This is a genomic window from Roseococcus suduntuyensis (assembly GCF_014196305.1).
GTDB lineage: Bacteria > Pseudomonadota > Alphaproteobacteria > Acetobacterales > Acetobacteraceae > Roseococcus > Roseococcus suduntuyensis.
The window spans coordinates 23,822-41,113 of sequence record NZ_JACIDJ010000011.1; the positions used below are offsets into that span (position 1 = coordinate 23,822).

Genomic DNA, 17,292 nt, shown 5'->3' on the forward strand with positions numbered 1-17,292 from the left:
CGGGTCTATGCCGAGGGCCGGATCTGGGAAGGAAGACGGATGCTGCCGCTCACGGGCCTCAAGGTGGTGGAACTCGGGCACTACATCGCCGCCCCCTTCTGCACGCGGCTGCTGGCCGATCTGGGCGCCGAGGTCATCAAGGTGGAGCCGCCCGGCGGCGACCCCTTCCGCGGCTGGGGCGCCAAGCACAACGGGCATTCCGTGTGGTTCAGCGTGCATGGGCGCAACAAGCTCTCGGTCACGCTCGACCTCAAGAGCGAGGAAGGGAAGCGCCGGGTGAAGGCGCTCTGCGCCCGCGCCGATGCGGTGGTGGAGAATTTCCGCCCCGGCTACCTGGAGCGCATCGGCCTCGGCCCCGAGGTGCTGCATGCGGCCAACCCGAACCTCATCATCGCGCGCATCAGTGGCTATGGGCAGGACGGGCCCTATCGCGACAAGCCGGCCTTCGGCGCCATCGGCGAGGCCATGGGCGGACTGCGCCACCTGACGGCCAATCCGGGCCAGAGCGAATACCCGCCACCGCGCTGCGGCGTCTCCATCAGCGATGACCTGGCGGGGATGTATGCGGCGCTTGCCATCGCTTCGGCCTGCTGGGGGCGCGAGCGGGGCAACAATGCGGGCAAGGTGCTGGACCTGGACCTGGTTTCCTCCGTGTTCTCGCTGATGGAGGGCATGCTGCCCGAGCACGGGCTGTTCGGCTGGGTGCGCCAGCCGGCGGGTGCCGCCATCCCGACCGCGGCCCCCACCAACACCTACCCCTGCGCCGATGGGAAATGGCTTTGCGTCGCCGGCAATTCGGACCTGATCTTCGCCCGCCTCATGGCGCTGATCGGCCGGCCGGAGCTTGCCGCCGACCCGCGCATGGCCACCAATGGCGGCCGCTGCGAACACGCGGCCGAGCTGGATGCCGCCATCGCCGACTGGACGCGCACCCTGCCCGCCAAGGAGGCCGAGGCGCTTCTGGAAGGTGCGGAGGTGCCGTGCTCGCGCCTCTACGACATCGCCGACTGCGCGACCGACCCGCACTTCCTTGCGCGCGGCATGGTGCAGAAGGTGGCCGACCCGCTGCTGGGCGAGGTGCTGCACCCGGCACCCCCCTTCCGTTTCGACGGCATCGCCCCCGCCGAGATGATCCGCTGGCCCGGCCGTGCGGCCGGCGCGGACAATGACCATGTGTTCCATGAATTGCTGGGAGAAGCCCGATGAACGTCACCCTCTCCGAAGTCTCCCCGCGCGACGGGCTGCAGCCCATCAAGGAATGGGTGCCGACCGAGACCAAGGTGGCGCTGGTGCGCGCCCTGCACGCGGCCGGCGTCACGCGGATGGAGGTGGGCAGCTTCGTCAGCCCCAAGGCCATCCCGCAGATGGCCGACACGAATGAGGTGCTGAAGGCGGCGAAGCAGCTCGATGGCTTGGAATGCACCGTGCTGGTGCCCAACCGGCGCGGCTTCGACACGGCCATCCAGGCGGGCGCGGATCGCTTAGGCTTCTTCATGTCGGTGACGGAGAGCCACAACAAGGCGAACCTCAACCGCACGCGCATGGAGAGCTTCGCGGAACTGGCCAAGCTGGTGCAGGAGACGCCGAAGGGCACGAAGATCCGCTTCAACCTCTCCTGCGCCTTCCACTGCCCCTTCGAGGGCGTGGTGCCGGAGGCCGAGGCGCTGGACTGGATCGAGCGTGCCCAGGCGCTGGACGCCGACATGGAGGTGGCCATCGCCGACACCACCGGCAATGCGGCGCCCGACCAGGTGCGCCGCGTCTTCACCCACGCGATCGAGAGCTGGGGCAACCGCTTCGCCTTCCACGGGCATGACACCTATGGGCTGGGGCTGGCCAACATGCTGGCCGCCTGGGAGGCGGGGTGCCGCGTGTTCGACGCGGGCTCGGGCGGGATCGGCGGCTGCCCCTATGCGCCGGGGGCCACGGGCAACACTGCCATGGAAGATGCCGCCTGGATGTTCGAGCGGATGGGTGTCTCCACCGGGCTGAACTGGCCCAGGCTGCTGGAAGCGGCGGACATGGCCGCCGCCATCCCGGGCGCCATGCCAGGCGGGCGGGTGCGCGGCGTGCCGGGGGCGCGCGGGTGAAGCCGTGCCTGGGGCGCGCGGGTAAAGTCGTGCCTAGGGCGCGCGGGTAAAGCCTTGCCGGGGGCACGCGGGTGAAGCCTTGCCTGGCGCGCGCGGCGTGACGAGCCGCGCGGCACAGCCCGCTCGAAAGGAAATCTTCAAGACTTCCTGACATTTCTTGCCGCATGCGGGACCAGGAAGCTTCGAGCCACATCTCCGTCCTGGCCCTGCTCGGGGCCAGCTGCGTGTTCCTGCTGCTGGCCGTGCTGTGGCCGCGCGCGGGACAGCCGGTTCTCCTGACGCTCCCCGCGGCCGCGTCGCCCTCCGTGCTTGGCGTCGCCGGCTGGCGCGTCACGGGCTGGCGTGACCTGGGACCGCTGCGCCTTCTCCACCTCCAGCCCGATGATCCGCAGGCCAGCCCGCTGGCGCTGTTGCGGCGGACGGGCGGCTGGCTGGCCATCAACTCCACCCGCTCCGGCGGGTGCCTGTAGGGGCTACACCATGGACCTCACGCATTTCCGCGCCCAGACGGGCCGCTTCCTTCTCTGCCTCATGGCGGGGATGATCCTGGTGACGCCCCTGGTCGGGCTCTCCTCCGGCGCCCCGATGGAAGACCTTTTCCTCGGCACGCTCGGGGTGGCGCTGCTGGCCCTGGCCGCGGGCCTCGCGGCACGGCGTGGCGCGGGCAGCGCCCTGGCCGGGCAGACCATGGCCGTGGCGCTGATGGCGGCGATCTCCGTCCAGGTCTGGCTGGCGCCCGCCGCCTGGACCCTGGACGCGCACATGGCCTATTTCGCCGGCCTCGCGCTGCTGGCAGGCTATTGCGACTGGCGGACCGTGCTGGTGGCCACCGTCACCGTCGCCCTGCACCACCTGGTGCTGAGCTACCTGGCCCCCATGGCCGTGTTCGGCGTGCCGGACGGCAATCTCGGCCGGGTGCTGCTGCATGCCGTCATCCTGCTGGTGGAGGCGGGCGGGCTGCTGCTTCTGGTCCGTGGCCTGCCCCGGGCTGCGGCGGCGGCCGATGCCGCGCTGGCCGAGGCCCGCGCCGCCCGCGCGGCCGAGGCCGTCGAGGCGCAGCGCCGCCTGGCCGGCGAGGCGGAATCCCAGGCCGCCAGCCGCCGCACCCGCGCCACCACCGCGGACAGCGTGGAACAAGCCCTGGGCGGGGTGGCCCGCGAGGTGGACACGGCATCGGGCGCGCTGGACGAGGCCGCGCGCCGCATCAGCGGCGAAGCCAACGCCGCGGCGGAGGAGGCCGAGGCGGCGCGCAGCGCCGTGACGGAGGCGGCGAGCGGCGTGCAAACCGTGGCCGCGGCCTCGGAGGAGCTGGCCGCGGCGGTGTGCGAGATCACCCGGCGGGTGGCCCAGGCCAGCGAGGTCGCGGGCCGCGCCGCCGCCCAGACCGAAAGCACCGGCGCCATCGTGAACGGCCTGTCGGACAGCGCGCAGCGCATCGGCGACGTGCTGCGCCTCATCAGCGACATCGCGGGGCAGACGAATTTGCTGGCGCTGAACGCCACCATCGAGGCAGCCCGCGCCGGCGAGGCCGGCAAGGGCTTCGCCGTGGTGGCGAGCGAGGTGAAGAACCTGGCCGGGCAGACCGCCCGCGCCACGGAGGAGATCGGCCAGCAGATCAGCGCCATCCGCGCCGCGACCGATAATGCCGTGGCGGCCATCCAGGCCATCAGCCAGGTGGTGGGCGAGGTGAACGAGGTGGCCGGCACCATCGCCTCGGCCGTGGAGGAGCAGGGGACGGCCACGCGCGAGATCGCGGGCGCCAGCGCCACCGTGGCGCAGGGCACCGAAGCCGCCGCGGCGGCGGTGAGCCGGGCGGTGGAGCGGATGGGGCGCACGGCCGAGGCGGTGTCGGAGCTTGAAAGCATGGCCGATGCCCTCCGGAACGAGGCCGTAATCCTCCGCAACACCTTGCAGGACACGACAGCGGGCCTCCGCGCCGCCTGAGACCTTGCCGGCGGCGCCGGCATCGCCTACACCCCGCGCCAGGGCGGCACCCCTGGAGGCCGCCTGCTTCCGTTCGGGCATCTGCCTGGGCAGGGGCGAAACATACCCGCAGCAAGGAGTTTCTGGCATGGTCCAGACCATTCGGATCGAGGCCGAGGCGCGCGGGCGTGCCGGTAAGGGGGCGGCGCGCGCGACCCGGCGAGAGGGGCTTGTCCCCGGTGTCGTCTATGGGGCGAAGCGGGAGGCCACGCTGGTCGCCTTCGACCCCCGCGACATCATGAAGGAGCTGCACAAGGGCTCCTGGCAGTCGCACGTCTATGACGTGGTGGTGAAGGACGGCCCGACCGAGCGCGCCCTTCTGCGCGAGGTGCAGTTCCACCCCGTGACCGACCGCCCCATCCACATTGATTTCCAGCGCCTGGCGCCGGGGGCCCGCATCCGCATCAAGGTGCCGGTCGTGTTCAAGCACGAGGACAGCTGCCCCGGCCTGAAGGCGGGCGGCGTGCTGAACCTGGTGCGCCGTGAACTCGAAGTGCTGGTGGACCCCGAGGCGGTGCCCGAGACCTTCCACATCGACCTGGCGGAAGCCAAGATCGGCGACAGCATCCGCTGGTCGGCCGTGGTGGACAAGGCGGACGCCAAGCCCGTGATCACCGGCCGCGACTTCGTGGTGGCCACCATCGCCCCGCCGACCGTGGTCGAGGAGGTGGCCGCCCCGGTCGCCGCCGCCGAGCCCGCGAAGAAGGGCGGCAAGGCCGCGGCCAAGCCGGCCGCGAAGGCGCCCGCCGCCGCCGCCGCCGCCCCGGCGAAGAAGAAGTAAGCCGGGAGGCTTGTGGTGCGGCTTTGGGTGGGCCTCGGCAATCCGGGGTCCGAACATGCGAAGCAGCGCCACAACATCGGCTTCATGGCGCTCGACGCCATCGCACGCCGCCACGGCTTCGCGCCGTGGCGGTCCAAGTTCAAGGGCGAGGTCACGGATGGCAGCGTGGGCGGGCAGCGCCTGTTGCTGCTCAAGCCCATGACCTACATGAACCTGAGCGGCGAGGCGGTGCAGGCCGCCTGCGCCTTCCACAAGATCCCGCCCGCCGACATCTGGGCCTGGCATGACGAGCTGGACCTGGCGCCCGGCAAGGTCCGGGTGAAGAAGGGCGGCGGCACCGCCGGCCATAACGGGCTGCGCGACATGCAGCGGGCCCTGGCCACGCCGGATTTCTCCCGGGTGCGGCTCGGCATCGGCCATCCGGGCCACAAGGACCGCGTGACCGGCCATGTGCTGGGCAACTTCGCCAAGGTGGACAGCTGGGTGGAACCCCTGCTGGATGCGCTGGCCGATGCGGCCCCCTTGCTTGCCACCGGCAAACCCGAGGAATTCATGACCCGCGTGGCCTATCTGACGCAGGAGACCCCCTGACATGGAGCCAATGGTCGTGGAGGAATTCTTCGGCGGGCCCGGCCCCGAGGACATGGCCAACGCCGCCGCCGCCATCGCCCAGGCGCTGCGGCAATTCGCGGCCACCGAGGCGCAGGCGGCCGCCGGGCTGCGCGCCTGCCTGCCCACGCCCACCGAGGCCGGCCCCCTCTCCGACGTGCGGCGCCTGCGCGCGGTCTCGGCCGCGGCCGGCGAGGCCGCCATCCGCGCGGCCCTGCTGCTGGAGGCGGCCGACATCATCGCTCCCGGTGGGCCGGCGCCCGAACTCGGCGCGGCACTCGCCGCCGCGACCAAGCGCGTGGGCCTGCCGCCCGCCGTGCTGGTGCCGCTGCTGCGCGCCGCCGCCCTCAGCCTGCCCACGGATGACGCCTCGGCCCGCATTGCCGCGGCCATCCGCGTGCAGGACCTCGCCGCCGCCATCGCCGGCTGACACACCCCTTACCGCCAAGGCCAATTCCATGGGTTTCAACTGCGGCATCGTGGGCCTGCCCAATGTGGGCAAATCCACCCTCTTCAACGCGCTGACGCAGACGGTGGCAGCCCAGGCGGCCAACTACCCCTTCTGCACCATCGAGCCCAATGTGGGCCGCGTGGCGGTGCCGGACCCGCGCCTCGCGCAGCTCTCGGCCATCGCCAAGAGCCAGAAGATCATCCCCACCAGCCTTGAGTTCGTGGACATCGCGGGTCTCGTGCGCGGCGCCTCGCGCGGGGAGGGGCTGGGCAACCAGTTCCTCGGCAACATCCGCGAGGTGGACGCCATCGTCCATGTGCTCCGCTGCTTCGAGGATGGCGACGTCACCCATGTGGATGGCAGCGTGGACCCGCTGCGCGACGCCGAGACGGTCGAGACCGAGCTCATGCTGGCCGACCTCGACAGCCTGGAGAAGCGCGTGCCGCAGCTCCAGAAGAAGGCGCGCGGCAATGACAAGGAAGCCGCCGCGCAGCTCGCCCTGGTCGAGGCGCTGATCCCCGCCCTTTCCGCCGGCCGCCCCGCGCGCACCGCCGTGCCCAAGGGCGAGGAGGAGGCCGCGCGGCGCCTGGGGCTGATGACCACGAAGCCCGTGCTCTATGTGTGCAATGTGGAGGAGGCCTCCGCCGCCACGGGCAATGCCCAGAGCGAGCGGGTGATGGCCCGCGCCAAGGCCGAGGGGGCGCGCGCCGTCGTCGTCTCCGCCGCCATCGAGGCCGAGATCGCGCAGATGGCCGAGGGCGACCGGGGCGAGTTCCTCGAAACACTGGGCCTCAACGACAGCGGCCTCGATCGCGTCATCCGCGCGGGCTACGAGCTGCTGGGGCTGGTCACCTATTTCACCTGCGGCCCCAAGGAAACCCGCGCCTGGACCATCCACCAGGGCATGACCGCGCCCCAGGCCGCCGGCGTCATCCATGGCGACTTCGAGCGCGGCTTCATCGCCGCTGAAACCATCGCCTTCGACGACTACGTCAAGCTCGGCGGCGAACAGGGCGCCAAGGAAGCCGGCAAGATGCGGGTGGAAGGCAAGACCTACATCGTCCGCGACGGCGACGTGATGCTGTTCCGGTTCAACGTCTGAGGGGCATCGCGGGGGACGCTGTCCCCCGTACCCCCTGCCAAAGGCCATGGCCTTTGGAAACCGTCAGTTTTGGGGTTTGCGGGAGGGGGCATGGCCCGCCCGTGATCACGCGCGCGCCCGTGACGCCCCCTCCCGCAAACCCCAACAATCGAATGGGTGTCCAGAGGCCCTCGGCCTCTGGCAGGTGGGGTGTGGGGAGGACGGCGTCCTCCCCACGACGCCCTCAGAAATCGCTGACCCGGCCCTTGCGTTCCCAGTCGTTGTAGCGCGTAGGCTCGGGCCCGGTGGGGCCGCCGTCTTCGCCTTCGCGGCGTGCGGGCGGGTGTTTCGGCCGTTCGATCTTGGTCAGCGGGGGGGCGGTGCGGGGTTTGCCACCGGGGATGGCATCGGTCGGCTTGTCTGGCGCGTTCATGCACACGATTTGGGGGTTTGGAAGGAGTTTCGGAAGATGGCAAAGACCTTCATCCTGCTGGCGGGCATGACGGCGCTGTTCCTCGCGGTCGGCTACCTGGTGGGGGGGCAGGCGGGCGCGATGATCGCGCTGCTGGTGGCGGGCGGCATGAACCTGTTCGCCTGGTGGGGCAGTGACGGGATGGTGCTGCGCATGCACAACGCCCAGCCCGTGACGCCGCAGGAGGCGCCGCAGCTCTACGCCATGACCGAGCGCCTGGCGCAGCGCGCCGGCATTCCCATGCCCGCGCTCTACATCATCCATGAGGACCAGCCCAACGCCTTCGCCACCGGCCGCAGTCCGGAGAAGGGCGTGGTGGCGCTGAACACCGGCCTGCTCAACATGATGAGCGAGCAGGAGGTGGCGGGCGTCATCGCGCATGAGATGGCGCACATCAAGAACCGCGACACGCTGATCATGGCCGTGACGGCCAGCATCGCGGGTGCCATCGGCTTCCTCGCGCAGTTCGGCTTCATGATGGGCGGCAACCGCGACGGGCGGAGCCCCTTCGGCTTGATCGGCATGATCCTGCTGATGATCCTGGGCCCGATCGCCGCCATGGTGGTGCAGATGGCCATCAGCCGTTCGCGCGAATACGAGGCCGATGCGGAGGGCGCGCGCATCTGCGGCGACCCGGCCTGGCTGGCGAATGGTCTCGCGCAGCTGGAGCGCTACAAGCAGGGGCGTGTGAACCAGGCGGCCGAGGCCAATCCCGCCACGGCGCACATGTTCATCATCAACCCGCTCTCGGGCTTCCGCATTGACGGGCTGTTCTCCACCCACCCGCCGACGGAGGAGCGCATCGCGCGCCTCATGGCCATGCGCGGCAGCGGCGGCGGTGCGGGCGTGGCGCCGGGCGGCTGGGCCAAGCCCGCCTCGGTGGGTGGTTCGCCCTGGGGCCAGGCGCCGAAGCGCCGCAGCCCCTGGGCGCGCTGAGCCGCGCTGCCCCCTGAATGGGCCGCACCCTGCCGCTTTGTCGGGCAGGGTGGGATTTGTCCGGATGGTTTGCGGGGGTGAAAGGGTTGTTCCCTGGGCGGCGCATGCGAAGTTGCGCGCGAACCTCGACCCATCAGGGAGAAACCCGTCCATGCTGAAGCGCGCCCTGCTCGCCTGCGGCCTCGCCGTCGCCGCCATCGCCCCCGCCGCCATCGCCCCGGCCGCCGCGCAATCCTTCGAGCGGCCCATCCGCATCATCGTGCCCATCGCGCCCGGAGGTGGCACGGACGTCTTCGCGCGGCTGCTGGCGGAGCTGGTGGGGAGTTCGCTCGGCCAGCCCATCGCTGTGGAGAACCGGCCCGGTGCCTCCTCCACCATCGGCACGCAGTTCGTGGTGGACCAGCGGCCCGACGGCCACACGCTGATGTTCACCGCCAACTCGCCCATCACCGCCGCGCCGCATGTGATGAACGTGCGCTACACCGTGGATCAGCTGGAGCCGATGTTCATGGTGGGCCATGTGGGCTTCACCCTCTGCGTGCGGAATGACAGCCCCATCCAGGACGCGCGGAGCCTGATCGCGGCGATGCGCGCCGATCCCGGCGGCTTCAACTACGGCACCGACGGCGTGGGCGGGAACATGCACCTGGCCGCCGAGCGCGTCTTCCGCCGCCTGGGCGTGGAAGGGACCATGGTGCCCTTCCAGGGTGCCGCGCAGACGCTGACGGCCTTCAGCGGCGGGCATATCCAGCTCTATGGCGGTTCCATCGCCGTCGCCATGCCGGCCATCCGCGACGGGCGCGCCCGCTGCCTGATCCTGACGCAGCGCGACCAGCATCCGGCGGTGCCCACGGGCAGCGGCCTCGACGCGCTGGGCATCCCCGAGGAGGAGACGCTGATCTGGTGGGGCATGCTGGCCCCGCGCGGCCTGCCCGCCGACCGTCGCGCCGCGCTGATGACGGCCTTCGAGGCCGCCTGGCGCAGCGAGCGCTTCCAGCAGCAGCTGGCCCGCAGCGGTGTCACGCCCCAGTTCCGCGGCCCCGAGGAATCCGCCCGCCTGATCGCGGCGGAAAGCGAGGCGCTGGGCCGGGTGGTCCGCGCGATCGGCATCGAGCGCAGCCGCTGAACCTGCCCGCGGATTGACCGGGCGGCCCCCCCGCGCGACCCTCCTTCCAGCCAAGGAAGGGGGAAGCGGATGGAAGGGGCCGAATGGCTCGCCCGGTCATTGCGAGGGTCGGGCGTCTCGCACTTCTTCTTCGTGGATGCGGTGCTGCGGCGGACGCTGCTGGCGCTGGAACGGGTTGGGGTGCAGCCCGTCCTGGCCCATGCCGAGAAATCCGCGGCCTACATGGCCGATGGCTATGCGCGCATCGCCGGCCGGCCGGGCGTGGTGGCGGCGCAGGCGGTGGGGGCGGCCAATCTCGCCGCCGGCTTGCAGGATGCCTATCTGGGCCGTTCGCCGGTGCTGGCGCTGACCGGGCGCAAGCCGCTCGGCCACCAGCACCGCAATGCCTATCAGGAATTGCCGCATGGGCCGCTTTTCCAGGCGGTGACGAAGCACAGCGCCCTGGTGGAGCGCGCGGAAGAATTCCCCCGCGCGCTTCGCCAGGCCTGGTCCGCCATGCTGGCGCCGCCGCCGCGCCCCGCGCATCTCGACCTGCACGGGCTGATGGGCGAGGTGATCGAGCGCGGCGACATCGCCGACGCGCCGCTCGAACTGGCCGATTGGCATGCTCCGCGCCACCGCTCCATCGCCGATGGGCTGGACCGTGCGGCCGCGCTGCTGCTGGACGCGAAGCGCGTGGCGCTGGTGGTGGGCGAGGGCGCGCTGCTCTCAGGCTGCGGCCCGGAATTGCTGGCGCTGGCCGAGGCCCTGCAGGCGCCCATCGCGCTCTCCTTGGGCGCGCGGGGCATCGTGCCGACGCGCCACCCGCTGCACCTGGGCGTGCTGGGCGCCTATGCCGGTCCGCCCGCGAACGCGGTGGTGGATGAGGCGGAGCTCGTCTTCTTCATCGGCGCCGACACTTCGGACATGCTGACCAATTACTGGCGCACGCCGCGCATCGGCACGCGCTGCCTCCAGCTCGACGCGGACCCGCTGGAGTTCGAGCGCAGCTACGCGCTGGAACATGCGATGTGCGGCGACCCGAAGCTGAGCCTGGCCGCGCTGAACACGCTGATCGGCCGGCCGGAGCGTGATGGCGGTTACGCGCTGCGCGCCGCGACCGCCATGCGCGAATGGCGCGCGGCCATGGCGCCGCGCCTCACCTCCAACGAGGCGCCGATAGACCCCGCGCGGCTGTGCGCCGAGATCACCGCCGCCCTGCCGGAGGACGGCATCCTGGTGGCCGATACCGGCTATTCCGGCATCTGGACCGGCAACCTGGTGGAGTTGAACGGCGCGGGGCAGTCCTACCTGCGCGCGGCGGGTTCGCTGGGCTGGTCCTTCCCTGCCGCGCTGGGGGCGAAATGCGCGGCACCTCATCGCAAGGTGGTGTGTTTCTCGGGCGATGGCGCGCTCTACTACCACCTCACCGAATTGGAGACGGCGCGGCGGCGCGGCATCGGCGTCGTGCTGGTGGTGAACAACAATTCGGGCTTCGGCCAGGGCTGGCCCAACTACCTCAAGCAGGCCGGCAACCGGCCCGTGGCGGCCGAGCAGGTGCTGCGCTTCGGCCCCACCAACTTCGCCCGCGTGGCGGAGGAATTCGGCGTCACCGGCATCCGCGTGGAGACGCCGGACGCCATTGGCCCCGCGCTGCGCCGGGCCATCGCCATGGAGGCGCCGGTGGTGGTGGATGTCGCCACCGGCATCGAGTTCCGCGCCCCCGAACCCTGGACCCCCCCCTCTTGAATCGCGGAGAATTGAAATGAGCCGACAGATGCGCGTGGCGGTGCTGGGCGCCGGCACGATGGGCCATGCGCTGGCCCTGGTCTTCGCCATGGGCGGCCACAGCGTCCGCCTGACCGATGCCAACCCCGAGACGCTGGCCCGCGCGCCCGGACTGATGGCCAAGGCGCTGACCACGCTGACCGCGATGGGCGAGGCCCCTGCGGGCATGGGGCCGGAACAGCTGGCCCAGATCTGCACCTGCCATGCGGACCTGGCGGAGACGGTGGAGGGCGCCGAACTCATCATCGAGGCGATCGTCGAGAACCCCGAGGCCAAGCGCACGCTCTACGCGCAGCTCGACGCCTGCGCGCCGGCGGACGCCATCTGGGCCAGCAACACCAGCTACCTCGACGCGTTCCCGCTGATGCCGCCGCACCGCCTGCGCCGCGCCCTCATCGCGCATTGGTACACGCCCCCCTACCTGGTGGATCTGGTGGATCTCGTCGCCAGCCCGGAATGCGAGCCGGAGGCGATGGCGACCGTGAAGGAGGCGATCGAGGCCATGGGCAAGGTGCCCATCGTGCTGAAGAAGTTCATCCCCGGCTATATCGCGAACCGCATCCAGGCCGCCTTCCAGAACGAGGTGCAGTTCCTGATCGACGAGGGCTATGCGTCGGCGCAGGACATCGACGACAGCGCCATCCACGGCATCGCGCTGCGCTTCATGATCATCGGCATCATGGCCAAGGCCGACTTCACCGGCCTGCCGCTGCTGCAGCACACCTTCCGCAACAAGATGTACACGCCCCCGCCCGAGACCGACCACAGCCGCAGCATGGATGCGCTGATCGCGCGCGGGGACACGGGCGTGATGGGCGGGCGCGGCTATTACGACTGGGGCGGGCGCGCGCCCGCGGAACTGTTCGAGGAACGCGATGCCAAGCTCATCGCGCTCAAGAAGGCCATGCGGCAAATCGGCTTCATGGCGGGACGTGGCATGAAGGCGAATGACGCATGATCACCTATGACCTCAAGGGCAAGACGGCGTTGGTGACGGGCGGTGCCTCGGGCATCGGCCTCGCCACCGTGCGGATGCTGGCGAAGAATGGCTGCAAGGTCGCCATCAACCACCTGGCCGATGACGCGCGCGGGCCGGAGGTGGTGGAGGCGCTGCGTGCGGAGGGCATGGACGTGATCTCCGCCCCGGGCAATGTCGGCGATGCGGCCGATGGCCCGCGCATGGTGGAACAGGCGGCGGCCGACCTCGGGCGCCTGGACTACCTCGTGAACAATGCCGGCACGCCGGGCACCCGCGCCTCCATCCCGCCCACGAAGCTCGACCTCATCACCGAGGAGCTGTGGGAGGCGGTGATCGAGGTGAACCTGCTGGGCGTCTTCCGCTGTTCCAAGGCGGCCGCGCCGCACCTGAAGAAGACGGGCGGGGCCATCGTCTCCGTGGCCTCCATCGCGGGGCTCAACTCGCCGGGGTCCTCCATGGCCTATGGGGCGACCAAGGCGGGGGTGATTTCGCTGACGAAGAACCTGGCGCGCGGGCTGGGGCCGGAGGTGCGGGTGAACGCCATCGCGCCCGGTGCCGTGAACTCCACCTGGCAGATCGAGTGGACGAACGAGCAGCGGGCCACCTCCATCGACAAGGCCGTGCTGAAGCGCCGCTGCGAGCCGGAGGACCTGGCCGAGGTCATGGTCTTCCTGCTGGCCGGAGCCGCGATGGTGACGGGGCAGACGGTGGTGGTGGATGGCGGGCTGACGCTGTAGCGTCCGACCCGCGGAGGCGGCCACGCCGAAGCGGGAAATGGCCGCTTCGATGCCGCGCCCGGATCAGCCCGGGATGCGGTGGCCGTAGTCGATGGGGTGGACCGAGACCATCTCGGCCGCCGCCCAGAAGGCCAGCAGCACGAAGACCATCTCGACACGGATGGAACCCGCCAGCCGTGCGCCCGCACCTTGCTCACCACGCGTCAGGGCGGGGGTGTGGCGCAGCCGGTTCCAGCCGGCGAGCGCGAGTGCCGCCAGCACCGCCAGCGTCTTGGCGGCCAGCGCCCAGCCATGCCAGGCCTCCAGGATGCGGTCGAGCCGCACCGTGAGGTACCAGGTCAGCATCAGCCCCGTGGCGAGCATCGCCACCACGGCCAGCGTGGCGACCCGGCTCCAGTCCCGGACCAGCCCCGCCGCCGCCGCGCCGTCCGCCCGCCGCGCCACCCAGAGCAGCGGCGGCAGCGAGCCCACCCAGAAGGCCACCACGGTCAGGTGCAGGACCAGCAGCGCCACGATTTCCTGCCGCGGCCCGTACAGGGTCGAGTGGCCCATCGCGGCATAGGACCCCACGACCATCGCCACCCCAACCGCCGCCACGGCCGGGCCCACCCGCCAGAGCAGGGCCGCCGCCGCCAGCAGCAGAAGGCCGCCACCGCGCAGCCAGAAGGCGTCGCCGATCCGCGATCGCATGACGGCCGCCCAGACGTCGGGGTCGGTGGCGCTCGCGCCCGCGGTCAGCACCAGCACGCGCAGGGCCAGGGCCAGGACCGACAGCGCCAGCCCCGCGGCGACGGCCGCCAGCAGCGTGCGCCGCAGCCGTGCCGCTTCCATGGGCTCCAGCCGGTGGCCGAAGCCGAGGGCAAAGAGGGCAAGCCCCGCCGCGCCCAGCGTCGCGACATGCTGCGCGCCGCGCAGCAGCACGGTGGCGCCGTCCAGCAGCGAGGGGTCCGGCTGGAGGTATTCCAGGATCATGGCCGATGGCCCTCGACGCGGAAGGGGATGACGCCGCCGACCGGGTGCCCGTCGGCCGAGATGATGCGCCATTCGGCGCGGTACGCGCCGGGTTCCAGCGGCGGCAGAGCGATGACCTCCATGCGCTCGGGCCGGATGGGGCGGCGCGGCAGGGGGATCTCGGTGCCATCCGCCCGGTAAAGGCGCAGGGCCGTGAGCTGCACCCGTTCGCTGAAATGCAGCTCGATGCGCTCCGGCGCGCGGTCGAGCACGGCGCCGGGGGCCGGCACGCTCCGCCGCAATTCGGAATGGGCCCGGGCGAGCCGAACCCAGGGCGCGGCGCAGAGGACGAGCAGCCCCGCCCGACGCCCCACCGCGCCCACGAGCGAGGTTGACCTGTGTTTCATCCGCTCAGGATGCAGCTTCCCACCCTGGGAAGATCAAGGGGTCTCGTCCACCGCCGCGATGGCCTCGATCTCCAGCAGGAAGTCCGGCACGGGCAGGGCGGCCACCACGCTGGTGGTGCGCGCGGGAAGGTGCGCGGCGTCGAAGGTGGCGGCATAGAGGCGGTTCATCTCCGGCACGTCCGTGGCCCGCACCAGCAGCACGCTGGTCTTGAGCACGCGCGTGATGTCGGTGCCGGCCTCGGCCAGGATGGCGTGAAGGTTGCGGATCACTTGCTCGAACTGCGCCGCGAAGTCCCCGCGGGCGATGTTCCCCTGGCCGTCCACCGGCCCCAGCACCGACACATACAACGTGTTCCCATGGCGCACGGCCATGGAGAACGGCGGATAGGCACGCCCGCCCAAAGGTGTTGCAAAACGGGTGATCCCGGACATGTGCGCCCCCTCGCGGCCCATTGCCGCGGGCGCATCATGGCCTATCCTCCGCCGCTTCGCGAAAGGGGTGTGGCATGGCGCAGGTGGACACGGAACGCTTCCTCAAGGACCTGAACGAGCTTCGGAAGATCGGCGAGTTCAAGACGGGCGTTCACCGCCCCACCTTCTCGGCCGAGGACATGGAAAGCCGCCGCTGGCTGATGGACCGCATGCGCGAGGTGGGGCTGGAGCCCAGCATGGACGGCATCGGCAATGTCTTCGGCCGCCACCCCGGGCCGGGGCCGCATCTGCTGGTGGGCAGCCATATCGAAAGCCAGAACCAGGCCGGCTGGCTGGACGGCGCGCTGGGCGTGATGGCGGGCGTGGCGCTGGCCCGCGCCGGGCTGCCGGTGGATGTCGTGGCCTTCGCCGATGAGGAGGGCCACTACGGCAGCTTCATCGGCAGCCGCTCGCTGCTGGGCATCCTGGAGGACAGCGAGATCGACAGCCTGAAGAACCGCTACCACGGCAAGCCGCTGCGCGAGGCGCTGCGCGAGGCGGGCCTCGAAGGCCTGCCGCGGCCGAAGCTGGACCCCAGCCGCTACAAGGGCTTCTTCGAGATGCACATCGAGCAGGGAACCCAGCTCGAATCCCAGGGCCTGCGGGCGGGCGTGGTGACGGGCATCGTCGCCATCTGGCAGTTCCGCCTGACCATCGAGGGCATGCAGGACCATGCGGGCGGCACGACCATGGCCGAGCGCCGCGATGCCGGCCTGACGGCGGTGCGGCTGCTGTCCCGCGTGGACCGGGAATTCCCCCTGCTCTGCGGGCCCCGCACGGTCTGGACCTGCGGGCGCATCGCGCTGGAGCCCGGCGCGCCCTCCATCATCCCGGGCCGGGCCGAGGTGCTGTTCCAGTTCCGCGACATTGATGTGCCCACGCTGGAGCGACTGGAGGAATGCCTCACCCGCATCGTGCAGGAGATGAACCGCACCGAGCGCACCACCACCACGCTCGAAGCCATGAGCCGTTCCAAGCCCGCCCTTTGCGACCCCGCGATGCAGGCGGCACTCGCCGATGCGGCGACGAAGCACGCCAATGGCCAATGGCAGCACATGCCCTCGGGGGCCGGCCATGACGCGCAATACATGGCGCGCATCATGCCGGCCTCGATGCTGTTCACGCCCTCCATCAACGGCATCAGCCACCATTGGGCCGAGGACACGAAGGAGGAGGACCTGGCGCTGAACATCCGCATCATGGCGGACGCGGCGGAGGCCTATCTCCGTGGCTGAGCCCGATACCGCGCGCTTCCTGGCGGACCTGCACGCGCTGCGGCAGATCGGCCAGTTCAAGACCGGCGTCCACCGCCCGACCTACACGCCGCAGGACATGGAAAGCCGCCGCTGGCTGATGGAGCGCATGCGGGAGGTGGGCCTCGAACCCGAGATGGACGGCCTCGGCAACGTGCTGGGCAAGCATCCCGGCGCCGGGCCGAAGCTGCTGGTCGGCAGCCACATCGAGACGCAGAACGAGGCCGGCTGGCTCGATGGCGCGCTGGGCGTGGTCGCGGGCTTGGCGCTGGCCCGCGCCGGCATGGCGGTGGATGTCGTGGCCTTCGCCGATGAGGAGGCGCACTACGGCAGCTTCCTCGGCAGCCGCTCCATGGTCGGCGAGGTGACCGAGGCCGAGATCGACGCCGCCCGCCACAACATGGACGGCAAGCCGCTCCGCCAGGCGCTGCGCGAGGCCGGGCTGGAAGGCCTGCCGCGCATGCGCCTCGACCCCGCGCGCTACAAGGGTTTCCTGGAACTGCACATCGAGCAGGGCACGCAGCTGGAACAGGCGGGGCTGCGCAGCGGCGTCGTCACCGGCATCTTCGGCATCCGCTATTTCAAGATCACCGCCGTGGGCCAGCAGGACCACACCGGCGGCACCACCATGGCCGAACGCAAGGACGCCAACGTCGCCGCCATGCGCGTGCTGGCCATGATCGACGAACAGTTCCCCATGCATGTGGGCGAGCGCACGGTCTGGACCTGCGGCCGCGTGGTGCTGGAGCCCAACGCGCCGCACATCATCGCCGGCCGCGCGGAGCTGATCTTCCAGTTCCGCGACCTGTCGGAGGCGGTGCTGGATCGGCTGGAGACGCTCCTGACCCGCATCGTGCAGGAGGTGGACCGGCGCGACCGCTGCGCCCTCAGCCTGGAACGCCTGGGCCGTTCGGCGCCGGCCATCGCGGACCCTGCCCTGCACGGCGCGCTGTGCGAGGCCGCCACACGCCACGCCAATGGCCAATGGCAGCCCATGCCCTCGGGCGCCATCCATGACGCGCAGCATGTGGCGAAGATCATGCCCATGGCCATGCTGTTCACGCCCTCCATCGGCGGCATCAGCCACCATTGGGCCGAGGACACGAAGGAGGAGGACCTCGTCCTGTCGCTGCGCATTCTGGCCGATGCGGCGGAGAAGGCGCTGGCCTCCTGACCCGCATGGGCGCGCGCTGAGGCC

19 protein-coding genes are annotated in these 17,292 nt (G+C 71.0%); 15 read left to right on the forward strand and 4 right to left on the reverse strand.

All coding sequences use genetic code 11. From position 1 onward, the window contains the following. Positions 1-39 precede the first annotated feature (39 nt). The 8 genes from GGQ83_RS19480 (at position 40) to ychF (ending at position 7,016) form a co-directional block, all read left to right on the forward strand. Positions 40-1,206: a CaiB/BaiF CoA transferase family protein gene (locus GGQ83_RS19480; RefSeq protein WP_184386669.1), complete on the forward strand. Its 1,167-nt coding sequence runs from the start codon at positions 40-42 to the stop codon at positions 1,204-1,206. After that, positions 1,203-2,090 carry a hydroxymethylglutaryl-CoA lyase gene (locus GGQ83_RS19485; protein WP_184386670.1) on the forward strand — a complete coding sequence of 296 codons (888 nt, stop codon included), beginning with the start codon at positions 1,203-1,205 and terminating at the stop codon, positions 2,088-2,090. The genes GGQ83_RS19480 and GGQ83_RS19485 overlap by 4 nt, the downstream gene beginning before the upstream one ends. Positions 2,091-2,254: 164 nt before the next feature. Continuing rightward, on the forward strand, positions 2,255-2,560 hold the full coding sequence (locus GGQ83_RS19490; protein ID WP_184386671.1) for a hypothetical protein: 306 nt from the start codon (positions 2,255-2,257) through the stop codon (positions 2,558-2,560). 10 nt (positions 2,561-2,570) lie between these two features. Further along, positions 2,571-4,034 (forward strand): methyl-accepting chemotaxis protein, encoded by a 1,464-nt coding sequence (locus GGQ83_RS19495; protein WP_184386672.1) that lies wholly within the window; start codon positions 2,571-2,573, stop codon positions 4,032-4,034. 127 nt (positions 4,035-4,161) lie between these two features. Continuing rightward, positions 4,162-4,854, forward strand: a complete 693-nt coding sequence (locus GGQ83_RS19500) for a 50S ribosomal protein L25/general stress protein Ctc (protein ID WP_184386673.1) — start codon at positions 4,162-4,164, stop codon at positions 4,852-4,854. A gap of 15 nt (positions 4,855-4,869) precedes the next feature. Then, positions 4,870-5,445, forward strand: coding sequence for an aminoacyl-tRNA hydrolase (gene pth, locus GGQ83_RS19505; RefSeq protein ID WP_184386674.1), 576 nt, complete (start codon positions 4,870-4,872; stop codon positions 5,443-5,445). 1 nt (position 5,446) lies between these two features. After that, positions 5,447-5,893, forward strand: a complete 447-nt coding sequence (locus tag GGQ83_RS19510; protein ID WP_184386675.1) for a hypothetical protein — start codon at positions 5,447-5,449, stop codon at positions 5,891-5,893. A gap of 28 nt (positions 5,894-5,921) precedes the next feature. Next, complete coding sequence (ychF, locus tag GGQ83_RS19515) at positions 5,922-7,016, forward strand: redox-regulated ATPase YchF (protein WP_184386676.1); 1,095 nt, start codon at positions 5,922-5,924, stop codon at positions 7,014-7,016. A gap of 223 nt (positions 7,017-7,239) precedes the next feature. On the opposite strand, the gene GGQ83_RS19520 is transcribed toward ychF, so the two are convergent. Then, positions 7,240-7,428 carry a DUF1674 domain-containing protein gene (locus tag GGQ83_RS19520; protein WP_242534794.1) on the reverse strand — a complete coding sequence of 63 codons (189 nt, stop codon included), beginning with the start codon at positions 7,426-7,428 and terminating at the stop codon, positions 7,240-7,242. Between the two features lie 36 nt (positions 7,429-7,464). Here GGQ83_RS19520 and htpX point away from each other — a divergent pair, with 36 nt between their 5' ends. From htpX to GGQ83_RS19545, 5 genes are all read left to right on the forward strand, one after another. Next, complete coding sequence (gene htpX, locus GGQ83_RS19525) at positions 7,465-8,403, forward strand: zinc metalloprotease HtpX (RefSeq protein WP_184386677.1); 939 nt, start codon at positions 7,465-7,467, stop codon at positions 8,401-8,403. A gap of 151 nt (positions 8,404-8,554) precedes the next feature. After that, positions 8,555-9,529, forward strand: a complete 975-nt coding sequence (locus GGQ83_RS19530) for a tripartite tricarboxylate transporter substrate binding protein (RefSeq protein ID WP_184386678.1) — start codon at positions 8,555-8,557, stop codon at positions 9,527-9,529. Between the two features lie 69 nt (positions 9,530-9,598). Continuing rightward, complete coding sequence (locus GGQ83_RS19535) at positions 9,599-11,257, forward strand: thiamine pyrophosphate-binding protein (protein ID WP_184386679.1); 1,659 nt, start codon at positions 9,599-9,601, stop codon at positions 11,255-11,257. Positions 11,258-11,273: 16 nt separating this feature from the next. After that, positions 11,274-12,254 (forward strand): 3-hydroxyacyl-CoA dehydrogenase family protein, encoded by a 981-nt coding sequence (locus GGQ83_RS19540; protein WP_242534793.1) that lies wholly within the window; start codon positions 11,274-11,276, stop codon positions 12,252-12,254. Continuing rightward, positions 12,251-13,012 (forward strand): SDR family NAD(P)-dependent oxidoreductase, encoded by a 762-nt coding sequence (locus GGQ83_RS19545; RefSeq protein ID WP_184386680.1) that lies wholly within the window; start codon positions 12,251-12,253, stop codon positions 13,010-13,012. The genes GGQ83_RS19540 and GGQ83_RS19545 overlap by 4 nt, the downstream gene beginning before the upstream one ends. 63 nt (positions 13,013-13,075) lie before the next feature. On the opposite strand, the gene GGQ83_RS19550 is transcribed toward GGQ83_RS19545, so the two are convergent. The 3 genes from GGQ83_RS19550 to GGQ83_RS19560 are packed head-to-tail and all read right to left on the reverse strand — an operon-like array spanning position 13,076 to position 14,742. Continuing rightward, positions 13,076-13,984, reverse strand: a complete 909-nt coding sequence (locus tag GGQ83_RS19550; RefSeq protein WP_184386681.1) for a CopD family protein — start codon at positions 13,982-13,984, stop codon at positions 13,076-13,078. Further along, on the reverse strand, positions 13,981-14,370 hold the full coding sequence (locus tag GGQ83_RS19555; RefSeq protein ID WP_184386682.1) for a copper resistance CopC family protein: 390 nt from the start codon (positions 14,368-14,370) through the stop codon (positions 13,981-13,983). The genes GGQ83_RS19550 and GGQ83_RS19555 overlap by 4 nt, the downstream gene beginning before the upstream one ends. Positions 14,371-14,403: 33 nt before the next feature. Next, positions 14,404-14,742: a RidA family protein gene (locus GGQ83_RS19560; RefSeq protein ID WP_184386683.1), complete on the reverse strand. Its 339-nt coding sequence runs from the start codon at positions 14,740-14,742 to the stop codon at positions 14,404-14,406. A 134-nt stretch (positions 14,743-14,876) separates the two neighbouring features. On the opposite strand from GGQ83_RS19560, the gene GGQ83_RS19565 reads away from it, so the two are divergent. Further along, positions 14,877-16,076 carry a Zn-dependent hydrolase gene (locus GGQ83_RS19565; protein WP_184386684.1) on the forward strand — a complete coding sequence of 400 codons (1,200 nt, stop codon included), beginning with the start codon at positions 14,877-14,879 and terminating at the stop codon, positions 16,074-16,076. Next, on the forward strand, positions 16,069-17,268 hold the full coding sequence (locus tag GGQ83_RS19570) for a Zn-dependent hydrolase (protein ID WP_311728813.1): 1,200 nt from the start codon (positions 16,069-16,071) through the stop codon (positions 17,266-17,268). The genes GGQ83_RS19565 and GGQ83_RS19570 overlap by 8 nt, the downstream gene beginning before the upstream one ends. Positions 17,269-17,292: the final 24 nt, after the last annotated feature.